Annotated in this window: 20 protein-coding genes; 3 read left to right on the top strand and 17 right to left on the bottom strand. The window is 51.9% G+C overall.

What is annotated here, in order from left to right; translation table 11 throughout:
- Positions 1–117 precede the first annotated feature (117 nt).
- The 8 genes from CXIVA_RS08515 to scfA all read right to left on the bottom strand — a co-directional run bounded on the left by CXIVA_RS08515 (position 118) and on the right by scfA (position 12955).
- Positions 118–1305 (bottom strand): acetyl-CoA C-acetyltransferase, encoded by a 1188-nt coding sequence (locus tag CXIVA_RS08515; RefSeq protein WP_013977609.1) that lies wholly within the window; start codon positions 1303–1305, stop codon positions 118–120.
- Between the two features lie 468 nt (positions 1306–1773).
- On the bottom strand, positions 1774–4977 hold the full coding sequence (carB, locus tag CXIVA_RS08510) for a carbamoyl-phosphate synthase large subunit (RefSeq protein ID WP_013977608.1): 3204 nt from the start codon (positions 4975–4977) through the stop codon (positions 1774–1776).
- Positions 4977–6047 carry a carbamoyl phosphate synthase small subunit gene (locus CXIVA_RS08505; protein ID WP_013977607.1) on the bottom strand — a complete coding sequence of 357 codons (1071 nt, stop codon included), beginning with the start codon at positions 6045–6047 and terminating at the stop codon, positions 4977–4979. The genes carB and CXIVA_RS08505 overlap by 1 nt, the downstream gene beginning before the upstream one ends.
- A 340-nt stretch (positions 6048–6387) precedes the next feature.
- Positions 6388–7665 (bottom strand): serine--tRNA ligase, encoded by a 1278-nt coding sequence (serS, locus tag CXIVA_RS08500; RefSeq protein WP_013977606.1) that lies wholly within the window; start codon positions 7663–7665, stop codon positions 6388–6390.
- A gap of 32 nt (positions 7666–7697) precedes the next feature.
- A complete protein-coding gene (glyA, locus tag CXIVA_RS08495; protein WP_013977605.1) occupies positions 7698–8939 on the bottom strand; it encodes a serine hydroxymethyltransferase in 1242 nt (413 codons plus the stop codon).
- Between the two features lie 15 nt (positions 8940–8954).
- The gene (locus tag CXIVA_RS08490) at positions 8955–11261 is read right to left on the bottom strand and encodes a protein translocase subunit SecDF (RefSeq protein ID WP_013977604.1); all 2307 of its coding nucleotides are present in this window, start codon (positions 11259–11261) and stop codon (positions 8955–8957) included.
- A 50-nt stretch (positions 11262–11311) separates the two neighbouring features.
- Positions 11312–12694 (bottom strand): thioether cross-link-forming SCIFF peptide maturase, encoded by a 1383-nt coding sequence (gene scfB / locus CXIVA_RS08485; protein WP_013977603.1) that lies wholly within the window; start codon positions 12692–12694, stop codon positions 11312–11314.
- Between the two features lie 117 nt (positions 12695–12811).
- Positions 12812–12955, bottom strand: a complete 144-nt coding sequence (gene scfA, locus CXIVA_RS08480; protein WP_013977602.1) for a six-cysteine ranthipeptide SCIFF — start codon at positions 12953–12955, stop codon at positions 12812–12814.
- Positions 12956–13092: 137 nt separating this feature from the next.
- Between scfA and CXIVA_RS08475 the strand changes: the two genes are divergently transcribed.
- Together CXIVA_RS08475 and CXIVA_RS08470 are read left to right on the top strand one after the other, a co-directional pair.
- On the top strand, positions 13093–14367 hold the full coding sequence (locus CXIVA_RS08475; protein ID WP_013977601.1) for a hemolysin family protein: 1275 nt from the start codon (positions 13093–13095) through the stop codon (positions 14365–14367).
- A gap of 149 nt (positions 14368–14516) precedes the next feature.
- Complete coding sequence (locus CXIVA_RS08470) at positions 14517–15041, top strand: hypothetical protein (protein WP_013977600.1); 525 nt, start codon at positions 14517–14519, stop codon at positions 15039–15041.
- 12 nt (positions 15042–15053) lie between these two features.
- Here the strand turns inward: CXIVA_RS08470 and hslO are convergent, their stop codons facing one another.
- From hslO to tig, 5 genes are all read right to left on the bottom strand, one after another.
- Positions 15054–15956, bottom strand: a complete 903-nt coding sequence (gene hslO / locus CXIVA_RS08465) for an Hsp33 family molecular chaperone HslO (RefSeq protein WP_013977599.1) — start codon at positions 15954–15956, stop codon at positions 15054–15056.
- A gap of 28 nt (positions 15957–15984) precedes the next feature.
- Entirely contained in the window at positions 15985–16770 is a 786-nt protein-coding gene (locus tag CXIVA_RS08460; RefSeq protein ID WP_013977598.1) for a class I SAM-dependent methyltransferase, read from the bottom strand.
- Between the two features lie 35 nt (positions 16771–16805).
- Entirely contained in the window at positions 16806–18572 is a 1767-nt protein-coding gene (gene recJ / locus CXIVA_RS08455; RefSeq protein WP_013977597.1) for a single-stranded-DNA-specific exonuclease RecJ, read from the bottom strand.
- Between the two features lie 146 nt (positions 18573–18718).
- Complete coding sequence (asnS, locus tag CXIVA_RS08450; protein WP_013977596.1) at positions 18719–20110, bottom strand: asparagine--tRNA ligase; 1392 nt, start codon at positions 20108–20110, stop codon at positions 18719–18721.
- Between the two features lie 15 nt (positions 20111–20125).
- Entirely contained in the window at positions 20126–21376 is a 1251-nt protein-coding gene (gene tig / locus CXIVA_RS08445; protein ID WP_013977595.1) for a trigger factor, read from the bottom strand.
- 156 nt (positions 21377–21532) lie between these two features.
- Here tig and CXIVA_RS08440 point away from each other — a divergent pair, with 156 nt between their 5' ends.
- Positions 21533–21976, top strand: coding sequence for a hypothetical protein (locus CXIVA_RS08440; RefSeq protein WP_013977594.1), 444 nt, complete (start codon positions 21533–21535; stop codon positions 21974–21976).
- A gap of 148 nt (positions 21977–22124) precedes the next feature.
- On the opposite strand, the gene murI is transcribed toward CXIVA_RS08440, so the two are convergent.
- From murI to ispE, 4 genes are read right to left on the bottom strand one after another with little or no spacing between them, the layout of a single operon-like run.
- The gene (gene murI, locus CXIVA_RS08435) at positions 22125–22955 is read right to left on the bottom strand and encodes a glutamate racemase (RefSeq protein ID WP_013977593.1); all 831 of its coding nucleotides are present in this window, start codon (positions 22953–22955) and stop codon (positions 22125–22127) included.
- Between the two features lie 26 nt (positions 22956–22981).
- On the bottom strand, positions 22982–23416 hold the full coding sequence (locus CXIVA_RS08430; RefSeq protein WP_013977592.1) for a DUF1934 domain-containing protein: 435 nt from the start codon (positions 23414–23416) through the stop codon (positions 22982–22984).
- Between the two features lie 3 nt (positions 23417–23419).
- Complete coding sequence (locus CXIVA_RS08425) at positions 23420–24094, bottom strand: GntR family transcriptional regulator (protein ID WP_013977591.1); 675 nt, start codon at positions 24092–24094, stop codon at positions 23420–23422.
- Between the two features lie 19 nt (positions 24095–24113).
- Complete coding sequence (gene ispE / locus CXIVA_RS08420) at positions 24114–24986, bottom strand: 4-(cytidine 5'-diphospho)-2-C-methyl-D-erythritol kinase (RefSeq protein WP_013977590.1); 873 nt, start codon at positions 24984–24986, stop codon at positions 24114–24116.
- Positions 24987–25156: the final 170 nt, after the last annotated feature.

The following is a 25156-nucleotide window of genomic DNA, read 5'->3' as shown; positions in this document are numbered from 1 at the left end:
CTCACCGAACAAGCGCTGATCCTGTATACTTTGCAGGATTCAGAGTAAGGGGAGCCCGGGTCAGGACTCCCCCGTTCTGTCATCTGAATCGTATCTTACATTCTGATTCGAATGAAATTATGCTCTTTCTACGATGGTAGCGCAGCCCATGCCGCCGCCGATGCACAGAGTAGCCAGACCGTATTTTACTTCCGGTCTCTTAGCCATCGCATGCAGCAGTGTTACAAGGATACGGCATCCGGAAGCTCCAACCGGATGTCCGAGCGCGATTGCGCCGCCGTTTACGTTTAATTTTGCAGGGTCAAAGCCAAGCTCTTTGCCTACTGCAACAGACTGAGCAGCGAATGCTTCGTTTGCTTCATACAGTCCCAGGTCATCCATTGTAAGGCCGGCGATCTTTAATGCTTTCTTGGTAGCCGGAACAGGTCCGATACCCATGATCTTAGGATCGCAGCCAGCCAGTGCGCCTGCTACGAAAGTAGCCATCGGTTTTACGCCGAGCTCTTTTGCTTTCTCTTCGCTCATCAGAACGACTGCAGCAGCGCCGTCGTTGATACCGGAAGCGTTACCTGCTGTAACCAGTCCGCCTTCTTTGCCGGAGCAGCATTTTAACTTGCTGAGGCTTTCTGCGGTTGTGCCCGGACGAGGTCCCTCATCGGTATCTACCATAACGGTTTCTTTTTTCTTCTTAACCGGAACCGGAACGATCTCATCTTTGAATGCGCCGTTCTCCTGAGCTGCTACTGCTTTCTGCTGAGAAGCTGCTGCGAACTCATCCAGTTCCTCACGGGTCAGTTTCCACTGATCGCAGATATTCTCTGCGGTAATCATCATATGATAGTTGTTAAATGCATCCCACAGTGCATCGTTAACCATGCAGTCAACTAAGGTATTGTTGAACATTCTGTATCCGAAACGTGCTTTCGGCAGTGCGAAAGGTGCCATGGACATGCTCTCCATACCGCCTGCAACAACTACGTCTGCCTGGCCAGCCATGATCATGTTGGCTGCTTCGTTCACACATTTCAGACCGGAACCGCAAACTACATTCAGGGTAAATGCAGGTGTCTCAACCGGGATACCGGCTTTTACGGACGCCTGACGTGCCGGGTTCTGTCCCAGGGTAGCCTGGATAACACAGCCCATCATTACCTCATCTACATCGGTAGGTTTGATGCCGGCGCGGTTCACTGCTTCTTTGATAACAACAGATCCCAGCTCTACTGCCGGAGTATTACCAAACTGTCCACCCATTTTACCGATAGCAGTACGGCATGCGCCTGCTAATACAACTTTGTTTGCCATTATTCTTCTCTCCTTTTTGAACTTTTTACCTGATCCGCACTTTGCAGCACAGACCAACGCTAGACATATAAATACTACCACTTCAACCGCAAATATGCAACTCGACTTTTGGCAAAATCGAATAAGAAACGGCAATATTCTGCCTGCTTTTTGTTAACTAGTTTCAAGAGATCACATGCAAACTCTGATAATTATTTAACATTCTATCTGGAAATAATAATACCACTTTCCCTATCTTATTGCAATTGTACAAGATGATTTTATTGAACTTAATCCTGTACAAAATCGATTTTTCCAGTGTTTAAGCGCATTTGCAATATGTGTGCCAGACCTGCTTTTTTACTTTCGCTGAGTGTTTCTTTATATGAAATGAGAAGATTCTTATATTTTGCAGTCAGATGCCGCAGCGGGCCATAAAAAATACAGCAGAGACACCGGGGAAACTCCGGCGGCTCTGCTGCGCTCTGCTTACAGATTTTTTACTTTTGCGATATCAATCATGGTCATGGAATCCTGCGCGGTCTCCAGGCTGCGGGCCAGGGCGTTCGCGGTATCCATGGAAGTCAGGCAGTTAATTCCCGTCTCAATAGCCGTACGCCGGATCAGGAATCCGTCCCGGCTCTTGTCCCGTCCCTGGGTCGGTGTGTCGATGACAAGATCGATTTTATGTCCCAGCAGAAGGTCCATTACCGTAGGAGATTCCTGTGAGATCTTGTTTACCTGACGGGCATCCACGCCGTGCTCCTGCAGATAACGGGCCGTACTCCTGGTGGCGTAGATCCGGTAGCCAAGCTTTTCAAACCGCTTTGCGACTCCCACTGCCTCCGGTTTGTCCGCGTCTCTGACCGTCATAATCATCTGCTTGTATTTCGGCAGACGGACGCCGGCGCCGAGAAATGCCTTGTACAGCGCTTCGTTGAAATTCTTTGCAATGCCCAGACATTCGCCGGTGGATTTCATCTCCGGTCCCAGGCTGATCTCTGCGCCCCGCAGCTTCTCTGTGGAGAAGACGGGCATCTTGATGGCAATATAATCCGCCTCCGGTGCCAGTCCCGGCTCATATCCCATGCCGCGTATGGTCTCACCCATAATGACACGTGCTGCCAGATCGACGATGGGAATACCGGTTACCTTGCTGATATAAGGTACCGTTCTGGAAGAACGGGGATTTACCTCGATCACATATACCTCGTCATGCATCACGATAAACTGGATGTTGATCAGTCCCACCACGTGGAGCGCCTGTGCCAGGCGTCCGGTATAGTCCACCAGTGTTTTTTTGACTTCTTCGCTGATGGTGGGCGCCGGATATACGGAAATACTGTCTCCGGAATGCACGCCGGTACGCTCGATATGCTCCATAATACCCGGAATCAGGATATCGGTGCCGTCGCAGACGGCATCTACTTCAATTTCCTTTCCCATCAGATATTTATCAATCAAAATCGGGTGATCCTGGGCGATCTTGTTGATCTCATCAATAAATTCCACGATTTCACCATCGTTAAAGGCAATGTGCATGCCCTGGCCGCCCAGTACATAGGAAGGCCGCACCAATACCGGATAACCCAGACGGTTTGCTACTTCTTTTGCCTCCGCGGAAGTAAATACCGTACCGCCGGCCGCCCGTGGGATACCGGTTTTCTGCAGAATCTGATCGAAGAGCTCCCGGTCTTCCGCTGCATCCACATCCTCTGCCCGGGTCCCCAGAATCGGCACGCCCATTTTCATCAGGCTTTCGGTCAGTTTAATGGCAGTCTGTCCGCCGAACTGCACGACAGCGCCATCCGGTTTTTCGATATTTACCACATTTTCCACATCTTCCGGGGTCAGCGGCTCAAAATACAGCTTGTCCGCAATGTCAAAATCTGTGGATACCGTCTCCGGATTGTTGTTGATGATAATGGTCTCATAGCCGCGTTTCGCAAAAGCCCAGGTACAGTGAACCGAGCAGAAATCAAACTCAATTCCCTGGCCGATGCGGATGGGGCCGGATCCCAGAATCAGCACTTTCTTTTTCGGATGCGTTTCCATGGCCTCATTCTCACCGTCATAGCAGGAATAGTAGTAGGGTGTGGCTGCCTCAAATTCCGCTGCGCAGGTATCCACCATTTTGAAGGATGCAGTGATGCCGTTGGCATGGCGCATCTGTCTGACTTCTTCTTCTGATTTGCCTGTCAGGGAGGCAATGACGCCGTCCGGGAATTCGATGCGTTTCGCTTCCCGGAGCAGTTCCGGTGTCAGCTCTTCGCTGCGCAGACGGCCTTCCATCTCCACCAGGATGGCTATTTTATCGATGAACCAGCGGTCGATTTTTGTAATCTCGTAGATTTTGTCGTAGGAAACCCCGCGGCGGACTGCTTCCGCGATCACCCAGATTCTCCTGTCATCCACCACTGCCAGCCGTTCCATGAGTTTTTCATATGACAGGCCGGAATACTCATCGGTTACCAGGGAATCCACATGCTGTTCCAGCGAACGAATGGCCTTCATCAGCGCGCCTTCAAAATTAGTGCATATGCTCATTACCTCGCCGGTGGCCTTCATCTGTGTGGTCAGGGTCCGTTTCGCGGTAATGAATTTATCAAAGGGCAGGCGGGGAATCTTTACCACGCAGTAATCCAGCATGGGCTCAAAGCTTGCGTAGGTTTTATCTGTGATCGCGTTCTTGATCTCATCCAGTGTGTAACCCAGGGCAATCTTGGCTGCCACTTTCGCAATGGGATAGCCCGTTGCCTTGGATGCCAGCGCCGAAGAACGGCTGACACGGGGATTCACCTCGATGACGCAGTATTCAAAGCTGTCCGGGTTCAAGGCATACTGTACATTGCAGCCGCCGGTGATCTTTAACTCACTGATAATATTCAGCGCGGAAGTACGCAGCATCTGGTATTCCGGGTTGCCCAGGGTCTGGGACGGCGCCACTACGATGGAGTCGCCTGTGTGTACGCCCACCGGGTCGATATTTTCCATATTGCAGACCGTGATACAGTTTCCTGCCGCGTCCCGCATCACTTCATATTCGATTTCTTTCCAGCCGGCAATGCAGCGCTCTACCAGCACTTCGCCCACACGGCTTAACCGCAGGCCGTTTTCCAGGATTTTCACCAGTTCGGTCTCATTGTGGGCAATTCCGCCGCCGCTGCCGCCTAAGGTAAACGCGGGGCGAAGCACAACCGGATAGCCGATGGTGTTTGTAAACCGGATTCCATCCTCCACATTGTGCACGACCTGGGAGGCGGCCACCGGCTCGTTCAGTTTTTCCATGGTCTGCTTAAATTCCAGACGGTCTTCCGCCCGGCGGATGGTCTCGGCCGTAGTTCCGATCAGTTTTACGCCGTTTTCTTCCAGGAAGCCGGATTCCGCCAGCTCCATGCCCAGATTCAGTCCCGCCTGGCCGCCCAGGGTCGGCAGAACGCTGTCCGGTTTTTCCTTTAAGATGATCTGTTTCAATACATCCACGGTAAGCGGCTCAATGTAGACCTGATCCGCGATCTGCTTATCTGTCATAATTGTCGCCGGATTGGAATTGACTAGGCATACTTCCACGCCTTCTTCCTTCAGCGACCGGCAGGCCTGGGTGCCCGCGTAATCAAACTCTGCTGCCTGTCCGATAATGATCGGGCCGGAACCAATGACTAAGACCTTTTTAATCTCCGGATTTTTTGGCATTATTTGTTTCCTCCCATCATTTCAATAAACTGGTCAAACAGATATTCAGAATCCTGCGGTCCCGGATTTGCTTCCGGATGGAACTGCACGGTAAAAATATTTTTGCCGATGTAGCGTACGCCTTCGTTGGTTCCATCATTCACATTCGTAAAAGCAGGAACACAGACCGCCGGATCCAGTGTGTCGGTATCCACTACATATCCGTGGTTCTGTGAAGAGATGTATACCCGTCCGGTGGATAGATCCTTCACCGGATGGTTGCCGCCCCGGTGTCCGTACTTCAGCTTGTGGGTATCCGCCCCTGTCGCCAGAGCCATCAGCTGATGCCCCAGACAGATGGCGAAAATCGGCACATCCGATTCGTAGAGTTTGCGGATTTCCTCAATGATATCCGCGCAGTCTTTCGGATCGCCCGGTCCGTTGGAAAGCATAATTCCGTCCGGATGCGATGCCAGAATTTCTTCCGCGGAAGTATGGGCGGGGTAAATCGTCACTTCACAGCCGCGCCGGTTTAAGGAGGCCGCAATATTTTTCTTAGCGCCGAAATCCATCAGGGCTACTTTGTGTCCGCTGCCTTTCAGCACGCTTTTTCCCCTGCAGGTGACCTTATCTACCTCCCTGCCGGTACGGTAAGCCTGTATCGCAGGAAGAACGGCAGACACATCTTCCGGAAGCGCGGTGGTGATCATTCCGTTCATGGTGCCTTTTTCCCGCAGGATCTTTGTCAGTGCCCGGGTATCAATTCCGCTGATTCCGGGTATGTCATACTTCACCAGGAAGTCCTGAATCGTCCCTTCACAGCGAAAATTGCTCGGCATGCGGGAAAGTTCCCGTACAATAAACCCATCCGGCCACGGACGTTCTGACTCCATGTCCGGTGTGATGCCGTAATTGCCGATCAGCGGATAGGTCATCATTACCGCCTGTCCTGCATAGGACGGGTCGGTCAGAACCTCCAGGTAACCAGTCATGGATGTATTAAATACAATCTCGCTGATCACTTCTCTGGTGGATCCGATGCTCGTACCGGTAAACACTGTTCCATCTTCGAGGATTAGAAATGCTTTCATGGATGCTTAACGTCCTTTCCTTTCTGCAGACATGCATTAGCCCAGGATCTCATTGCATAATTATACAAGAATTCGCATTTTATGCATGTTTTATTTATAAGTTTGCAAAAAAAAAGAGGGAATTCTCTTTTTTGAAGTGGTCGCCTCTTAAATTTTCTAAGAAAGTTTACCACAATCAACACGCTTTTTCAATAATTATATTCTCGAGTTTTTATCTCTTCCGCCGCATTCCGCAGAGGTTTTTTCTTTTAGAAAAACTTCCGGATCCTTTTCCGCGAAAAAAGAAGCCGGCAGCGCACCGTTCTCCCGAAGGAGAGCGGCAGGGCTGTCAGCTTCTTTGCTACTCAATTTTGGTTTTGCCGCCCATATACGGCTGAAGGGCTTTCGGAATGTTTACGGTTCCGTCTGCGTTCAGGTTGTTCTCCAGGAATGCAATCAGCATGCGCGGAGGCGCAACCACCGTGTTGTTCAGTGTGTGGGCGAAATATTTGCCGTCTTTGCCTTTGACACGGATCCGGAGACGTCTTGCCTGGGCATCGCCCAGATTGGAGCAGCTGCCTACTTCAAAATATTTCTTCTGGCGCGGGGACCATGCCTCCACATCCAGAGACTTCACCTTCAGGTCCGCCAGATCACCGGAGCAGCATTCCAGCGTACGTACCGGAATATCCATGGACCGGAACAGATCCACGGTATTCTTCCAGAGACGGTCATACCACATGGCGGATTCTTCCGGTTTGCATACAACGATCATTTCCTGCTTCTCAAACTGATGGATTCTGTACACGCCGCGCTCTTCGATGCCGTGGGCGCCCTTCTCCTTGCGGAAGCAGGGAGAATAGCTGGTCAGGGTACGGGGCAGGCTGTCTTCCTCCAGCATCTGGTCGATAAATTTGCCGATCATGGAATGTTCGCTGGTACCGATCAGATACAGATCCTCGCCTTCGATCTTGTACATCATGGCATCCATCTCTTCAAAGCTCATAACGCCGGTGACCACACTGGACCGGATCATAAACGGCGGAACACAGTATGTGAATCCGCGGTCGATCATAAAGTCCCTGGCATAGGAAATTACCGCGGAATGCAGCCGGGCAATATCCCCCTGCAGATAGTAAAATCCGTTGCCGGCCACTCTTCTGGCCGCATCCAGGTCAATTCCGTTGAAACGCTCCATGATTTCTGTGTGATACGGAATCTCAAAGTCCGGAACCACCGGTTCGCCGAAGCGTTCCAGTTCCACATTTTCGGAATCATCCTTGCCGATGGGCACCGAAGGATCGATGATATTCGGGATCTTCATCATCCGTTCCTTTACCTGTGCCTGCAGTTCGGATTCCTCTGCCTCAAGCTCCTTTAAGCGGTCCGCGTCCCGGGCCACCTGTGCCTTGATTTCCTGGGCTTCCTCTTTTTTTCCCTGGCCCATCAGCGCGCCGATCTCTTTGGAAAGTTTGTTCCGTCTGGCTCGGAGCGCGTCTGCCTCCTGCTGCGCGGCGCGGGCCTTTTTGTCATATTCGATTACTTCATCCACCAGAGGCAGCTTATGATCCTGAAATTTGTTGCGGATGTTCTGTTTTACGGCCTCCGGATTCTCTCTTAAAAATTTGATATCAATCATTGTCTTCTTCCCGGTATCTTATACTCTACTCACTATACTAACGGATATTTGTCTGTCAGAGTCTTTACAATCGCCTTTGCTTTGTCGATACCGGCTTCTCCTTCTTTGATCACGATGGCGATTGCTTCTGCGATCTGATCCATGTCTGCCTCATTCATGCCCCTGGATGTAACCGCAGGGGATCCGAGACGGATTCCGCTTGTCACAAACGGGGAACGCGGTTCATTCGGGATCGTATTCTTGTTAGCGGTAATGTTGGCCTGATCCAGCAGTTTTTCCACGTCTTTTCCGGATTTGTCCAGATCCCGCAGATCGATCAGCATCAGATGGGTCTCTGTGCCGCCGGACACCAGCTTGATTCCCCGGCTGATCAGTCCTTTGCTCAGTGCCTGTGCATTGGCCAGCACATTTTTCTGATAAGTAACAAACTCATCGCTCATCGCTTCTTTGAAGCATACTGCCTTTGCCGCAATGACATGCATCAGCGGGCCACCCTGAATTCCGGGGAAGACCGCTTTGTTGAAGTTAAATTTGTTCTTCTCCATGGATTCTTCCGAGCACATAATCATGCCGCCCCGGGGACCGCGCAGAGTTTTATGTGTGGTGGTGGTCACCACGTCCGCATCGTGGATCGGATTCGGGAACAGGCCGGCTGCCACCATGCCTGCCACATGGGCAATATCTACCATCAGAAGCGCCCCTACGCTGTGGGCGATTTCCGCGAAACGCTTCCAGTCGAGGACTCTGGAGTAGGCGCTGGCACCCGCAATCACCAGTTTCGGCTGATGCTCCCGGGCCAGTTTTTCCAGTTCGTCATAATCCACAATACCGTCTTCGTTTACGCCGTAAGGGATAATATTGAAATAGGTTCCGGAGAAATTCACCGGGCTTCCGTGGGTCAGGTGACCGCCGTCGTTTAAGTTCATGCCCAGCACCGTATCTCCCGGCTGCAGCAGCGCAAACTGTACCGCCATATTGGCCTGTGCGCCGGAATGGGGCTGTACATTGACATATCCGGCGTCAAACAGCTTTTTGGCGCGTTCGATGGCCAGTGTTTCCACCACGTCCACATTCACGCAGCCGCCGTAATACCGTTTGCCGGGATAGCCTTCCGCGTATTTGTTGGTCAGGATGCTGCCCTGTGCCTCGCGAACGGCTTCGCTGACCCAGTTTTCTGACGCGATCAGCTCGATGTGCTCATTCTGGCGCTTCAGCTCATCACTGATGGCCTGCGCCACTTCCGGATCAGTTTTCTTAATTGCTTCGATCTGCATATATTACCTCCATGCTTATACTACCGTTTTTTCTTCCGGTGTCTTTTTCTTTTTCTTCTTTTTCTTTTTCGGCGATTTCGGCAAAGGATCCGATTCTGACGGTTTCGCTCCGCTTTCCGCAGACGCCCCTTCTGTCTGCCCCAAGGTCAGCTTACCGGACGGGTATCTGTGTTTGCCGGTAAAGGCGCGGAAGGTATACCAGAGTCCGCCTGTGACAAACACTGAGGAGTAGGCGCCGGCTGCCAGCCCGACGATCAGCGGCAGGGCAAACTCCCGGATCGAGGACACGCCGATAATACACAGCAGAATCAGGGTAATCACCGAAGTCACATTGGTGTTGATGCTTCGGGACAGGGTCTGGGTGATGCTGTTGTTCACCATGTATTCCAGATCCTGTCTGGTGCGTATCCGGTCTGTTTTCAGATGTTCCCGGATTCGGTCAAAGATGACAATGGTGGAGTTGATCGAGTAGCCGAGAATCGTCAGCAGGCAGGCGATAAAGGTGGTGCCGACGGTGGTCCAGGACAGGGCATAGAACGTAATCAGCAGGAATACATCGTGCAGCAGTGCAATCACGGCAGAAGACGCGAAACGCACGTCTTTAAACCGGAACCAGATGTACAGCAGCATGCAGATTACCGCGATCACAACCGCCCACACCGCATCGGAACGCATTTCCTTGCTGACAGTGGAACTGATATTGTTATAGGTGATATCTGCTTCTTTGACTCCGTAGTTCTTTTCCACCATGGAATTGAACTGGTTGCGCTCGTCCAGGCTCAGGGTTCGTGTCTTAAATACCACGGAGTTGCTTTTCTCCACCTTCTGTGCCTGTACATTGGCGTCTCCGGTGATTTTTTCAATCTGCGGAACAATCTGCTCATCCAGCTGCGCCAGGGTGTAATCCTTGTCAAACGCCACTGTCGTAGATGTACCGCCCATAAATTCCAGACTGTAATTAAACGGATGGCCGTTTTTGGCATTGTGGACGCCCATGCCCGCAATGCCGCATACCACAATGCAGATCGGGATCGCCAGGAACAGGACCCGCTTCTGTACAAAGCGGATGGGTTTCCGCTCTTTCTTCTTTCCGTAGAACTTCACATCCTGAAAGCCCATGCCGTAGAGCGCTTTCAGAATCCACCGGGTAACAAACAGCGCGGTAAACATGGACACCACTACACCAAGGGCGAGGGTTGCCGCAAATCCCCGGACACTGCCGGATCCGCGGATTGCCAGTACCACTGCCGCGATCAGCGTGGTGATGTTGCTGTCGATGATAGCCGACTGGGCTTTCTTAAATCCGGTCTTTGTGGCCTGTTCCACGGTCCTTCCCGCGGCCGTCTCTTCCCGGATTCTGGCAAATATGATGACATTGGCATCCACCGCCATGCCGATGGACAGTATAATGCCCGCGATGCCCGGAAGCGTCAGCGTAATATCATACAAATGCAGCAGCGCCAGGATGATGCCCGTGTATATCAGCAGCGCAATGGAAGAAGCCAGTCCCGGAATCCAGTATACGGCAATCATGAAGATCATGATGCACAGGATACCGATGGCCGCCGCGATAATACTGGTGGAAATGGCATTGGTACCAAGCTGCGCGCCTACCACCTCGGACTGCAGTTCCTGCAGTTCCAGGGAAAGGGAACCGATGCGGATCTGGGATGCCAGGTTTTCCGCTTCCTCATAACTGGACATGCCGGTAATCTGGCATTCTCCGCCGGTGATCTCATTTTCTACTGTGGGCTGGCTTAAAATCTCCTTATCATAGACAATCATGATCCTTTTGCCCACATTCTCCTTGGTAACTTTTGCCCAGGTTTTGGCCGCGTTTTTGCTCAGCTTCAGTTCCACCACATATTCCTTGGCTCCTGTGCTGGAGTTGGTCGTGGTGGCTGCCTGGGCATCCGTCACATCCGAGCCGGTCATTACGACCTTTTCGTCTTCGGTCATAAAATTCAGGCTGCCGGGAGATCCCAGCTCTTCCAGAATCTCTGTGGCATTGGATACCCCGGGGATCTCTGCCGTAATACGGTCATCCCCCACCTGATAGACCTGTGCTTCCGTGCTGTAGTTCTGCACACGTTTCTGAAGCTTGTAGATCGTGTCGGACATGTCTTCGCTGGAAGGCTTGCTGTCTCCCTTGACCTGGTAGGTGATGCTGACACCGCCTGCCAGATCCAGGCCCAGCTTAACCCCAGCGTCAGTGTTTTTGTTTTTGGTGCCTTTTACGATCCCGAAGGCGTAATAGCCTAACAGGACTACAATCGCCAGGAAAATCGCAAAGACAACGACACTTCTGCCGCGTTTTTTCATAACTTTCTCCTTCTGTTTCTGCTGTTTCCGGTGTCCGGAGCGATCCCGGCTCACGGATTGTGCTGTTCCTGTATTTCCTCTGCATCCGCCATGGCGGCTTTGATCATAATGGCGCATTCCACACGTTTGCGCTCTAATTCGCATCCAACTTCATAGACATCATTGATGGTGTGATGGAAATTATAGGAATTGGCGGCGCATCCGCCGCTGCAGTAATAGCGCGCGAAACAGTTCTGACAGGCTTCCTTGGAATACACATTGCAGTCCTTGAACTCCGACTGCAGGTCTGTCCGTTCGATGCCGTCCCATACATTGCCCATACGGAACTTCTCATTGCCCACAAACTGATGGCAGGGATAAAGATCTCCCCAGGGAGTCACCGCCAGGTATTCTGTGCCGGATCCGCAGCCGGACAGGCGCTTCGCCACACAGGGGCCTCCTTCCAGATCAATCATGAAATGGAAGAAATTGAATCCGCGGCCCTCTTTGTTTCGTTTTACCATTTCCGCGGCCAGGCTGTCATACTCCTTGAAAAGCTGCGGAAGATCTTCCGGCCGAATCGCGTAGTCATCTTCCGGGGAAGCCACTACCGGCTCAATGGAAATCTGTTTGAAGCCCAGGTCTGCCATGTGCAGCACATCTTTGGAAAAGTCCAGGTTGTTGTGGGTAAAAGTTCCCCGGACGTAATAATTGGTCTGCTGCCGGCTGTCCGCAAATTTCTGGAATTTCGGGACAATCAGCTCATAGCTGCCCTTTCCGTTGCGGAAGGGGCGCATTCTGTCATTGACTTCCGGACGGCCGTCAATGCTCATGACCACATTGCTCATCTCCCGGTTGCAGAAGTCCATGATTTCGTCATTCAGCAGTACGCCGTTTGTGGTCAGTGTAAAGCGGAACTTCTTGTCATGCGTCTGCTCCAGCTCTCTGCCGTAACGCACCAGCGCCTTGACCACATCCCAGTTCATAGTGGGTTCGCCGCCGAAAAAGTCTACTTCCAGATTGCGCCGCATGCCGGAATTCGCCACCAGAAAGTCCAGTGCCTTTCTGCCGACTTCCTCTGTCATCAGCGCCCGGCGGCCGTGATATTCGCCTTCTTCCGCGAAGCAGTAACGGCAGGCCAGATTGCAGTCATGGGCAATGTGCAGGCACAGTGCCTTGACTACGGTCGGACGGTCTTTCAGACGCTCCGCATAATCCACATATTCGTCTTCGGTAAATAACAGGCCCTCTTCCTTCAGCGCCTGAAGCTCTTCATAGCTTTCCCGGACCGCGTCCTCCGGATAGGACTCTTTCAGTTCCTGCGTGATTTCTTCATATGTATATTCTTCAAACATTGCCAGGACATCATAAGTGACGTCATCCACAACATGGACCGAGCCGCTGTGTACATCCAGGACAATGTTATATCCGTTGTTCCTGTACTGGTGAACCAAACAAACGTCCTCCTTAAAAATAATTCAAGACTGCCATACTGGCAGTCTTGCCTCTGCTGATACAGAATCCATGCATGAATCGGCCGGCGCTGCGCGCCGGTCTGCCGTTCATACGAATTATTTTACATTCTCACAGCTCTGATTTCCCACTGTGCAGGAAGTCTTGCATGCAGACTGACAGGATGTCTGGCACTCGCCGCATCCGCCTTTTTTAACTGATTTCTGGAGATTTCTGGTGTTCAGTGTTTTGATATGTTTCATGCGATTGGAACTCCTTTCCTTACATATTCTTAGAAAGTATAGCATACTCTTTTTGAGAAAGAAACCCCTTTCCACTTGAAAAACAAGGGGGATTGGTCTATATTGTTGTTGACTTTACATAGCGAGGTGTATTTATTTTGGACCCCACCGTGGTACTTAAAATCATTATCCTGATCTGCCTCCTCGGCTGCTCCGCTTTTTTTTCCGCTTCCGAGACGGCGCTGATCAGTGTCAGCCGGATCCGGCTGCGCACACTGGCCGAAGAAGGCAATCGGCGGGCCGCCCTGACCCTGAAGCTCCTGGAGCATCAGTCAAAGATGCTGAGCGCCATCCTGATCGGCAATAACGTGGCCAATCTGAGCGCTTCCTCTCTGGCAACTTCCATTGCCATGAGCCTTTTCGGCAGCGTCGCCGTCAGCATCGCCACAGGTATCCTGACCATACTGGTCCTGATCTTCGGCGAAATCACCCCTAAGACCATCGCCACCTACCGGGCGGAGCGTCTGTCCATGCGTGTCGCTTCCATTATTTACGCGCTGATGCGGATTCTCACGCCGGTTATCTTCGTAATCAACGCCCTGTCCCAGGGAATCCTCCGTCTCCTCGGCGTAGACACCAGCGCAGGCAGACGCGCCCTGACGGAAAGCGAGATCCGCACCATCATGAATGTGGGCCACGAAGACGGCGTCATCGAAACAGAGGAAAAAGAACTCATCAACAATGTGTTCGATTTCGGAGATACCACAGCCCGGGAAGTAATGATTCCGCGGATTGACATGACGTTTCTTAAGATTGACGCAAGTTATGACGAGATTCTGGAAACCTACAAGGAATGCCGGCACACCCGGATCCCGGTATACGAGGATTCCACCGATAACGTAGTAGGTATCCTGAATGTCAAGGATCTGCTGCTCTGTGACAAAACCCATTTTTCCATAAAACAGCTTCTCCGGGACGCTTACTTCACCTTCGAGCACAAATCCACCTCTGATCTTCTGATTGAGATGCGGGCCCGCTCCACCAACATGGCCATTGTTCTGGATGACTACGGCGCCACCGCAGGACTGATCACCTTAGAGGACCTGCTGGAGGAGATTGTCGGAGACATCCGGGATGAATATGACGCGGAGGAAGCGGTTCCGATCCAGCAGATTGCCGAAAATGAGTACCTCATCGAAGGCGCGGTTTCCCTGGATGACATCAACGAAGCACTGGGCACCGATTTTTCTTCCGAAAATTATGACTCCATCGGCGGTTATATGATCGAGCATTTTGACCGGATTCCCCGGATTCGCGAAGCCTTCTACGACAAGGACGGCGTCTTCCTTCAGGTGAACGCCAAGACCAACCACAGGATTGATCAGGTACACATCAAACTTCCGAAAACCCTCACCCGGACATCAGATGCCTGAACATCCGCGCAAAACAGGTGCGCTGCACGTTTCTGCCATTCCGGCAGATTTTCCAAAGCAGTACACCTGTTTTTTCTTTACTTTCTCCCGGTTTCGTTTTACAATACACCTATCTTTTTTCTTTCTTCTGACAATCTCAGGCTGCATCAATGCATTTTCATACAATCGAATCCGGCAGAAAACTGCTTGCCCTATGGAGTCCGGTACCGTTTTTTGCCTATCGGAAATACACGGACTATGTTTTTCGTCTGCTTCAGGATTATACGGACTGCGTCTGTATGGACTGCCGCTTCGGCAATTCTGCCCATACCCATGCTCTGCTGGCCCAGGCAGACTTAATCCTTGTTCTGCTGCCGCAGGACCGCCAGGTGCTGCAGACCTTCTTTGCCCAGGCCTTTGTCCGGCGCTATAACTGTCTCTGTCTGATCTGCGACTACGATTTTTCCGCCAGCTGCACCGTGTCCGAAATTGAAAATTCTCTCCGTGTGGATGCCCGGCGCCTGTGCATTCTTCCCGGCAGACAGCTGAGCCAGACAGATGCGGGGACTTCTTTTTCCATGCAAAAACCCATGGTGCTGAAAGAGCCCCACGGGTTTGTTTCTCATTCTTCCTGTTTTTCAGACTCCAGATACGCGCTGCCGATTCATCAGGCGGTCCAGATGCTGATGTCCTGACCGCTTCCGCCTCTATTCCTTCCGGTGATCCAGCACCTCACTTAACTCGTCTACTGTAAATTCATAGGCCGTATTGCAGAAATGGCATTTTATCTCAATACTCTCACCGTCCTGAATCATCTCACGAATCTCTTCCTTCGGCAGGCTGTACAGCACTTTTTCCACCCGTGCCCGGGAACAGCTGCAGGTAAATGCCGCGGGCACGGTATCTGTAATCTGAAGGCCCATGCCGCCCAGAATATCCTCAAGCATTGCCTCGGGTGTGCCCAGCCGGTCCAGCAGGTCTGTCACCGACGTCACCCGGCTGATCCGTTTCTCCAGCTCCGCCACTGTCTCTTCGCTGGCCGATGGCATCAGCTGCACAATAAAACCGCCGGCTGTCTTTACCGTATTGTCTGTATTCATCAGCACGCCCAGGCCTACCGCAGAAGGGGTCTGTTCGGAAGCCGCGAAATAATAGGTGAGATCATCGCCGATTTCACCGGACTGCAGCAGCACCGTACTCACATAGGGATCCTTCAGTCCCAGATCTTTCACAACCTGCAGCTCGCCGGGACCTACGGCATATCCCACGTCCAGCTTGCCCTGCGGGCTTGGGGGCACATCCACATCCGGCACATTCGCGTATCCCTTCACATGGCCCCGGGAATCTGCTGTTACTGTCATGCCTTTGATGGGACCCGCCGACTTGATCTGCAGTGTCAGGAGATCCTTCTCCCCTTTCATCATAACGCCCATCATGGCGCCGCCTGTCAGAAGCCGTCCCAGCGCCGCCGTAACGGTGGGATGGGTCTGATGCCGCTGTTTTGCCTCTTCGACGATACCGGTGGACCGCATGGCAAAGGCCCGGATCTCGTCATTGGATGCCACGGCTCTCACAATATAATCTGCATCTGTGTGTCTGTATTCTGTCATCCTCTGGTTCCTCTCTATATCTATCTATTTATTTCTGCTGTTCCTGCGCAAGATAAAGAATGCGCTGCGTCTCTGCGGTAACCGGCTTCAGACCCTCCGCGTCCAGAACCTCCCGGACCGCCAGCCCCGCCCTGGTCAGAAGCGCCTCTACTTCCGCTGTTTCATAAGCTCTCTGTATATGCTGCTCCTCATATCTGCGGTACCACCCTTCCTCTTCTTCAATAAAAAAGGTCACATCGTACTGATTGATCCCCGCAGCCGGATCGAAATGATTCTCCCAGATAAAACTCTCATGTTCGCGATTTTCCGCGATTGTGGCATTGCCGATGATCTGCCTGTATTTATATGGGGTATTCATATCAAACAGCACAATTCCGCCGGGATCCAGGTAGTTGTTCACCAGCCGGAACACCTGCAGCAGATCTTCCGGATCCGTGACGTAGTTCATGCAGTCACAGACGGAAATCACTGCCCGCACCGTACCGTACAGCTCAAAGGCGCGCATATCCTGATTCAGATACAGAATCCTGCCTGCTGCCGCCGGATTCTCCTGTATCCCCTGTGACGGATTCCGGTACTCCTGCTCCATGGCGATTTCCAGCATATCCGCGGACCGGTCCGCGCCGATCATATCATAACCGAGATCCCGAAAACGCCGGGTCATCTGTCCTGTACCGCAGCCCAGGTCCAGCACCAGTCCGGAATCGATGCCGTACTGCAGCATCTTCCGGTGCAGCTGTCTGCACCAGGCATCATAGGGCACATCCTCCATAAATGTATCGTAGACATGAGAAAAAATCTCATAGGCCGCCATCGCTTTCCTTCCTTTCCGTCGGATCCTCCGCTCATCTAGCAAACGGACTGCAGGATCAGTTCCAGGGTACGGTTCCCTCTGAATTCATTCACAGAAGGATAATAGCAGATATGCAGGCGAATGTCACGCTGCACGCTTCCGCTCTGCAGTTCCCGAACTGCCTCCTCGCCGTATTTTTCACGAATCGGTTCCAGCAGTTCCGCTTCTTCACCGAAATAAACCGCGTTGATTTTTCTGTGTCCGGCAGATTCCATCACCAGCTTATTGACCCGGCGCGCTTCTCCCAGCACCCGCAGCGAGCAGACCCGCAGATTCCGATCCGCAAAAACCGGCTTTTCGTTGCCCTTTCCAAAGGGTTCCAGCAGTTCCAGCTGCTGCACCAGCTCTTCGCTGACATAGTCCACCGGCATATCCACATCGATATAGATTTTCGGCACCAGATCCTCCTGCGTCAATGTGCACAGTTCATTCAGGCGGCTGCGCAGCTCGGGGATCCTGTCTTCTTCCATCGAAAATCCGGCCGCCATGGGATGCCCGCCGAACTTCAGGAACAGCTCCCGGCACCGGTTCATTTCCTCATACATGGAGTAGGCTTCAATGGACCGGGCAGATCCTTTTGCCGACTCTTCTCCTCTGGTAATCACCAGTACCGGCCGGAAATACCGCTCCCGCAGCCTGCCGGCCACGATCCCCGCCAGGCTTTCATCACAGTCCGGGAGGAAGATCACCAGCACCCGATCCTCCGTATACCCCTCCTGTTCCATGATCTGCACCGCCTGCTCCACGGCCTGTTCCGTCAGGGATTTTCTGGCATTGTTCAGTGAGACAATTTCTGTCGCCAGCCGGACCGCATCCGCTGTTTTCCGGCTCGTCAGAAGCCGGACGGACAGTTCCGCCGTATCCAGCCTCCCGCTGGCATTGAGGCAGGGGCCCAGCCGGAAACCCACATGATGCGCTTTCAGCTCCGTATGCTCCAGTTCATTCTGGGCAATCAATGCCTGCATACCCAGATTTGACGTATGGGACAGTGCTTCCAGACCGGTTTTCGCCAGAATCCGGTTTTCATCCCGCAGATCCATCACGTCTCCGATGGTGGCAAATCCCGCATTTTCCAGAAACTCATCCGCCTCTTCCACTGGGATTCCCATTCGCTCATACAATACCTGCACCAGTTTGAATGCCACGCCGGCGCCGCATAACCCGTCAAAGGGATAGGGATCCCCTGCCTGGTGGGGATTTACAATGGCATCCGCCTCACTGCTGAGCTCCACCCGCTGTCCATCTGTTTCTTTGTAAGGGATCTGATGATGGTCTGTCACCACCACCGTCATTCCCGCCTGTTTCGCGTACGCAATCGGTTCCATGGCAGATATTCCGTTGTCACAGGTCAGAATCGTATCGATTCTGTCCCGGACCGCCCGGTCAATCAGATGCTGATTCAGCCCGTAACCGTCTGTTTTTCTGTCCGGAATCGCCACATCCGCCCGGGCGCCGCAGCGGGACAGCGCCTGCTGCAGAATATAGCTGGACATGATGCCGTCGATATCGTAATCGCCGATAATCCGAATCGGCTGTTTCTCCTCTATCTTCTCCGCCAGGATGTCTGCCGCCAGATCCATGTCAGTCATCTGATGCGGATCGTACAGGTCTGCCCTGGTTCCATAGAGATACCGTTTCATTTCCTCCGTGTTGGAAAGTCCCTTGTTCACCAGAATACGCACAATCACCGGATCCACCCCCAGGGCTTCTGACAAAGCGGCGTAATCCGCCCCTTTTCTTCTGAGTATCCACTTTTCCTTCATGCTGCTCCAGCTCCTTTTTGTCTCTGCCCGGTTATCCTGCGGGCTTCGCCGGCCGGACCGGGACCAACCGTCCGGTCCGGCTGCCGTCCTCCTCAAAAAAAGGGACTGTGCAAAGACACAGCCCCTTCCGTTTTGTCACGTCTGAATTATAATTCACAGTTGTTTACGGTGCGCGGGAACGGAAGCACATCCCTGATGTTGCCCATTCCGGTCAGATACATGACACACCGTTCAAATCCGAGACCGAATCCCGCATGGCGGGCAGATCCGTATCTGCGCAGATCCAGGTAGAATTCGTAGTCTTCCTCCTTCAGTCCCAGCTCGCGGATACGTTCCAGCAGTTTGTCATAATCATCCTCACGCTGGCTTCCGCCGATGATCTCCCCGATTCCCGGTACGAGGCAGTCCATTGCTGCAACGGTCTTACCGTCTTCATTCAGCTTCATATAGAACGCCTTGATCTCTTTCGGATAATCTGTCACAAATACCGGCCGCTTGTAGATCTCTTCAGTCAGGTAGCGCTCATGTTCGGTCTGCAGATCACAGCCCCAGGAAACTTTGTACTGGAATTTGTCGTTGTGTTTTTCCAGGATTTCCACGGCTTCTGTATAGGTCACACGGGCAAAATCGGAATCCAGCACATGGTGCAGGCGTTCCAGCAGACCCTTGTCCACAAATTTATTGAAAAATTCCATCTCTTCCGGCGCGTTCTCCAGAACGTATCGGATCACATATTTCAGCATATGCTCTGCTAAAATCATGTCATCCTCCAGATCAGCGAAGGCGATCTCCGGTTCAATCATCCAGAATTCCGCCGCATGACGGGTCGTGTTGGAATTTTCTGCCCGGAACGTGGGGCCGAAAGTATAGATATTCTTGAAGGCCATGGCGAACGTCTCACCGTTGAGCTGTCCGCTGACGGTCAGATTCGTGGGCTTGCCGAAGAAATCTTTGGAATAGTCACAGGTTCCCTGGTCGGTCAGGGGCACCTGATCCGGATCAATGGTAGTCACACGGAACATCTCGCCTGCGCCTTCCGCATCACTGGACGTGATAATCGGGGTATGCACATAGACAAAATCCCGCTCCTGGAAAAAACGGTGGATCGCGTAGGCAATCAGTGATCTCACCCGAAACACCGCCTCAAAGGTATTGGTGCGGGGCCGCAGATGGGAAATCGTACGCAGATATTCGAAGGAATGGCGCTTCTTCTGCAGCGGATATTCCGGAGAGGAAGGGCCTTCCACAAGCACCTGCTCAGCCTGAATTTCAAAGGGCTGTTTTGCCTTCGGTGTGGCAACCAGGCGGCCGGAGACAATAATCGCAGCGCCTACGTTGATCTTTTCGATATCCGCGAAATTGTCCAGCTTGTCGGAATATACGACCTGCAGCGGTTCAAAAAATGTGCCGTCATTTACTACAATAAAACCGAAGGTCTTGGAATTGCGGATGCTTCTGACCCATCCGCCGATTCTGACTTCTTTATCCAGATAATCCTCCGGATGACGATACAGTGTTCTGATATTGATGAAATCCATTTCCTTTCTCACTCCTTACTCTGTCTTCGCGGAACTGCTGTCTGATGTTTTCTTGTCGGAAGACTGGCTCTTATCATCCTTGGAAGATCCTAATTTTTCCACAAAACTGGTGGAATCCACTACTTTGGATAACGCCTGACTCTCCGCGTACTGCATCAGGATATAGTTCCTGCCGCCATATACCTCATATTCTTTGTAGAATTTGGACAGAGAGGAAATATAGTTGCTGCTCATGAAATTGGTTACCCAGGAATTGTAATCGCTGCCATTCACCGTGATTTTCTGGTCTTTGATTACGGCCTGAAGGATCAGCTCCTTCTTGATATAATCCGGGAGTGAAGATTTCAGCTGTTTTTTGTACTGCTCCTCCGTCATGCTGTAATTCTGCTTCAGGAACTCCTCCAGCGTCTGATCCGCGGACTTGGCGTAAGCTTCTTGCGCTTTTATTTCTTGTTCGATCCGCTTGTTCAGCAGATCTGCCGGCACTTCCACTTCGCTGCCGTCCACCAGTTTTTCTAGCACTTTGTTTTGTTTGTCGGAGCTCTCCTGGGAAGTGGTATTCGTTTCCAGTATCTGCTGGACATATTTCTTCAGTTCTTCTACCGTGCTGCATCCGTAGGAAGTGAAGTTCTGTTTTACATAGGCATCATTCATCGTTTTGTAGGTCACTTTTTTGGCCTTGGCGATATAATTGATCTTCACGGAAAATACTGCCTTCTTGCCCTGCAGGCTCTTATTAACGGAATAATCGCTGGGGAATTTTAAGTTCAGCTTGACGGTGCTGCCTACTTTCTTGCCGATTAAACCGTCTTCGAACCCGTCGATCATGGTGCCGGAACCGATGGTAACATACTTATCCTTTGCACTGCCGCCGTCAAATGTCTTTCCGTTGATTTTGCCGGTATAGTCGATGTTGACCACATCCTTCTTTGCCACGGTCTTTTTGCCGGTCTTGACATTATAGCTGGGATACTGGGTCAGAATATTGGACTTGATGTAGTCCTTCACATCAGAAGAGGTCACCTTGTAATCATCCTTATAAAGGGTAACCTTCATCTTCATATAGTCTTCCGGAAGCTTGACATAATCTTCCGGATCATAGTCCACCAGCTTCAGAAGTTCTCTGGTTTTAATCGTACGGTTCTCCTCTTTCAGCGAGCTTTCGCTGGAAGAGCTGCCGGTTTCGGCGCTTTTGCTGCCGCAGCCGCCCAGAAGCATGGTGCCGGCCAGCGCAGCGATCATGATTGCTGCTATCTTCTTTTTCATAATGATTGTCTCCTGTAAGTATTACTGTGTCCTAATATACCATATTCCCCCAAGAATGGAAAGTGAAATGTCCTGGTTTATCTTGTGTTTTACAGCCAGAAATGCTACAATATCTGAGTTATTAACCGAATAAGCGGATCAAAGGAGGAGTATGCGATGCCGGGGTGGATCATATCTATCATCATAGCAGCCGCAGTCGTAGCAGCCGTAGCCATTATCATGTGGCGGCTGAACAAAAGAGCAGAGAAAAGACAGGCCGAGCAGCAGTCACAGATCGAACAGTACAAACAGCAGGTAAACATGCTGGTCATTGATAAGAAGATGCTGAAGCTGAAGGATTCCGGTTTGCCGGATATCGTTACCAAAGAGACCCCTTGGTACGGCAAAATCTTCAAAGTTCCCATCGTCAAAGCAAAAGTAGGACCAAAGGTTATGACCCTGGTGGCAGACAAGGATGTCTTCAATATCATCCCTGTGAAAAAAGAGGTAAAAGCCACCATCAGCGGCCTCTACATCACAGATGTCCGCGGCATCCGCGGTTCGCTGGACAAAACCCCGAAAAAGAAAAACTGGTTCCAGCGTCTCATGGGAGAAAAATAATACGATTGAAAAATACCCCGCCGCTCCGGCTTCACACAGAGAAGCCAAGCGGCGGGGTATTCTGTTATTCTCAGTCCTTCCGACGGAACAGCCGCCGACGGCGGCTGCTTTTCTTACACCGGCACGGCTGACTGCGTATGGCCGGCGGTCAGTAAGCCTCGATTTCGATCAGTTTTGTGGTGTTTACACCATACGGCAGAATCGAGTCCGCGAATTTGCGGAATTTGTTGGCAGCATCACTGACATAAAACTCGTGTTTATCGCCTTCGTATTCCCCCTGCCCGTCATTGACCAGGTGGTTTCCCTTCAGCAGACGGATCAGCTCCTGGGTCGTCTCATAGGCCGGATTCACCAGGGTCACCGATTCTCCCATAATCTCGCGGAGCGTGGAACGCAGCAGCGGGTAATGGGTGCATCCCATAATCAGCGTATCAATGCCCGACTCTTTCAGCGGCTCCAGGTAGCGCTCCGCCACTTCATAAGTCACCGGATCTTTCAGCCATCCCTCTTCCACCAGCGGGCAGAACAGGGGACAGGCCTTGCCGAGGACTTCCGCCCGGGGATTGTGGGCATGGATCACTTCGGTATACATCTGGGAACTGATGGTGCTCTCTGTAGCGATCACACCGATCTTTCCGTTTTTCGTGGATTCGGCCGCCACTTTGGCTCCCGGCTTCAGCACCCCGATCATCGGGATATCCAGCTCCGGCCGGATGGTCTCCAGCGCCAGGGCGCTGACGGTGTTGCACGCCACGACGATGGCTTTTACATGTTTGGTCTGAAGAAACCGGATAATCTGGCGGGAAAAATGCAGGATGGTTTTGCGCGATTTGGAACCATAGGGTACACGGGCCGTATCTCCAAAATAAACGATGCGTTCCTCCGGAATCTGACGCATAATCTCCCGGGCGACTGTCAGACCGCCTACGCCGGAATCAAACACGCCGATGGGCGCGTATTTTTTTTCGCTGTTTTCCATGGTATCCTCTCACTTTCCTTCTGTGGTCACACATACTTCGGTCGGATATTCACGGATACAACACAGTCCGCATGGGGCCGGTCCTCAATCTCCATGGTATAGGACACCTGCAGATTGATCTCATCCTCTGACTCCGTCAGCCGGATGTCCTTCGCGAATATCCCTAGCATTATACCGCCAAAGGGAGTTTCATAGCAAGTCAGTTTTTTCTCGCCCGGAACAAAAATCATCCGCGTGCTGGCAATTCCCTGTTTGCGGATGTCCAGGCTTTCTCCGTCAAAACGGATCCTGCTACGGGACGTATCGGAAAAGCCCTCCTGCACCTCTTCATACAGCAGATAGTGCCTTCCGTTCCGGAAGAAATATTCGCCGGATACCAGTACCTCCTCCTGCTGCTGATCCCCGGACGCATCCCGGGCTGTCTGGCGGGAGCAGATGCGGATCAGCACTTCTCTGGTCATGCGCTACTCCTGCTCCTTGATAATCTGTTTTACCGCATTGCTCTGATTGGTGAGATGTTCGATCAGATAGCCGATTACCGCTTCTTTGTCTTTTTCCACCAGTGCCTCATACATCTCATGATGCTCTTTGATCAGCTGCGGGAAACTGGATTTGTCTTTCAGATATTCCACCCGGTAGCGGTAAATCTGTTCCCTCAGATTGTTCAGAAGGGAAATCAGTTTCGGATTGTCCGCCGCTTTGTAAATCACATCGTGGAAAGCCACATCTGCTTCTGCAATAGCCTTGATATCATCAAACTCTGTCTTCTTTTCAAAATCTTCCATGGCTGTCTTTAACTCTGCCAGCTGCTCGCCGGTAAATTTATCGCAGGCGGAGCTGACGGCCAGTTCTTCCAGCGCCAGCCGGATTTCCAGTACATCTTCCATGTCTTTTTCGGTCATTTTGGCTACATGGGCCCCTTTTCTCGGAACGGTCTTGGCCAGGCCTTCCTGCTCCAGCATACGGATCGCTTCACGGATCGGGGTCCTGGATACGCCCAGCTTCGCTGCCAGCTGAAGCTCCATCAGGCGTTCGCCCGGTTTTAAATCTCCCTTCAGAATCGCTGTGCGCAGCGTCTGAAACACTACATTTCTGAGGGGCTGATATGTGTCCATTTCTAACTGCAGATCATCTGTCATAACTGTTTTCCTCCCATAATTATCGACGGTTGTTATGGATCTCAGAAGTATAGAGGTTCTTGACGAAATCGCACGCCTTCAGGGCCTCGTATGCCTTGCGAATCTCCTTTTCATTCGGGAAAATGCCGAATACGGACGGACCGCTGCCGCTCATCATCGCGATGCGGGCGCCGTGGTCCAGCATCACTTTTTTAATTTCATTGATGACCGGATACCTGGGAACTGTCACCGTTTCCAGAATATTCTCCATCTTGCCGGCGATCTGATCCAGATCCCTGGACTCAATAGCGGCAATCAGGCCGTCGATATCCGGATGGTGCATCCCTTCGCTGAGTTTTAAGTTGTCATATACCGTCTTGGTAGATACTGAAATCCCCGGCTTGGCGATCAGGATCGGATAGCGGGGCATCTGGGACAGGGGGGTCAGCTTCTCGCCGATTCCCTCTGCCAGCACGGTTCCCCGCATTACGCAGAACGGCACATCCGCGCCGATCCGCGCGCCGATCTCCATCAGCTGCTCCTGTCGGGCGCCCAGTTTGAAAAGCTTATTCATGCCTACCAGCACGGCTGCCGCGTCAGAGCTGCCGCCGGCCAGACCCGCAGCCACGGGAATAAACTTCTGGAGAGTGATGCGCACGCCTTCCTTAATATCAAAGGCCTCTTTCATGTATTTTGCTGCTTTGTATACCAGATTATCCTCATCCACCGGCAGATAGTACAAATTCGTCTCTACCTTAATCTGCGGAGATCTGGTGCGTCTGATCTCCACCCGGTCATATAAGTGAATCGACTGCATCACCATACGTACTTCGTGATAGCCGTCCTCCCGCTCACCGACTACGTCCAGGCCAAGGTTGATCTTGGCCAGTGCTTTTAAACTAACTGTGTCCATTCTGTTCCCTTTCAATCTATGATTTCTCTGCCGGAAAGCAGTTCCGGGCTTTCCGCATCCCAATCCATATCATGTATACATGTCTTGTTTTATTTTATATACAATCCCCAGTCCTGTCAAGAACTCCAGACTTTTTTCATATTTATTCACAATATTTTTCCATATACGCA

It is taken from the genome of Clostridium sp. SY8519, from assembly GCF_000270305.1.
Taxonomy (GTDB): Bacteria; Bacillota; Clostridia; order Lachnospirales; family Lachnospiraceae; genus SY8519.
Note: the sequence above shows the minus strand (reverse complement) of the source record. Positions and strands in the feature narration are given on the sequence as shown.

Coding starts and splice junctions, on each gene's coding strand:
- CXIVA_RS08515 (WP_013977609.1), bottom strand. CDS start 1,305: ATGGCAAACAAAGTTGTATTAGCAGGCGCATGCCGTACTGCTATCGGT.
- carB (WP_013977608.1), bottom strand. CDS start 4,977: ATGCCAAAAAATCCGGAGATTAAAAAGGTCTTAGTCATTGGTTCCGGC.
- CXIVA_RS08505 (WP_013977607.1), bottom strand. CDS start 6,047: ATGAAAGCATTTCTAATCCTCGAAGATGGAACAGTGTTTACCGGTACG.
- serS (WP_013977606.1), bottom strand. CDS start 7,665: ATGATTGATATCAAATTTTTAAGAGAGAATCCGGAGGCCGTAAAACAG.
- glyA (WP_013977605.1), bottom strand. CDS start 8,939: ATGCAGATCGAAGCAATTAAGAAAACTGATCCGGAAGTGGCGCAGGCC.
- CXIVA_RS08490 (WP_013977604.1), bottom strand. CDS start 11,261: ATGAAAAAACGCGGCAGAAGTGTCGTTGTCTTTGCGATTTTCCTGGCG.
- scfA (WP_013977602.1), bottom strand. CDS start 12,955: ATGAAACATATCAAAACACTGAACACCAGAAATCTCCAGAAATCAGTT.
- CXIVA_RS08470 (WP_013977600.1), top strand. CDS start 14,517: ATGCATTTTCATACAATCGAATCCGGCAGAAAACTGCTTGCCCTATGG.
- hslO (WP_013977599.1), bottom strand. CDS start 15,956: ATGACAGAATACAGACACACAGATGCAGATTATATTGTGAGAGCCGTG.
- CXIVA_RS08460 (WP_013977598.1), bottom strand. CDS start 16,770: ATGGCGGCCTATGAGATTTTTTCTCATGTCTACGATACATTTATGGAG.
- recJ (WP_013977597.1), bottom strand. CDS start 18,572: ATGAAGGAAAAGTGGATACTCAGAAGAAAAGGGGCGGATTACGCCGCT.
- asnS (WP_013977596.1), bottom strand. CDS start 20,110: ATGGATTTCATCAATATCAGAACACTGTATCGTCATCCGGAGGATTAT.
- tig (WP_013977595.1), bottom strand. CDS start 21,376: ATGAAAAAGAAGATAGCAGCAATCATGATCGCTGCGCTGGCCGGCACC.
- CXIVA_RS08440 (WP_013977594.1), top strand. CDS start 21,533: ATGCCGGGGTGGATCATATCTATCATCATAGCAGCCGCAGTCGTAGCA.
- murI (WP_013977593.1), bottom strand. CDS start 22,955: ATGGAAAACAGCGAAAAAAAATACGCGCCCATCGGCGTGTTTGATTCC.
- CXIVA_RS08430 (WP_013977592.1), bottom strand. CDS start 23,416: ATGACCAGAGAAGTGCTGATCCGCATCTGCTCCCGCCAGACAGCCCGG.
- CXIVA_RS08425 (WP_013977591.1), bottom strand. CDS start 24,094: ATGACAGATGATCTGCAGTTAGAAATGGACACATATCAGCCCCTCAGA.
- ispE (WP_013977590.1), bottom strand. CDS start 24,986: ATGGACACAGTTAGTTTAAAAGCACTGGCCAAGATCAACCTTGGCCTG.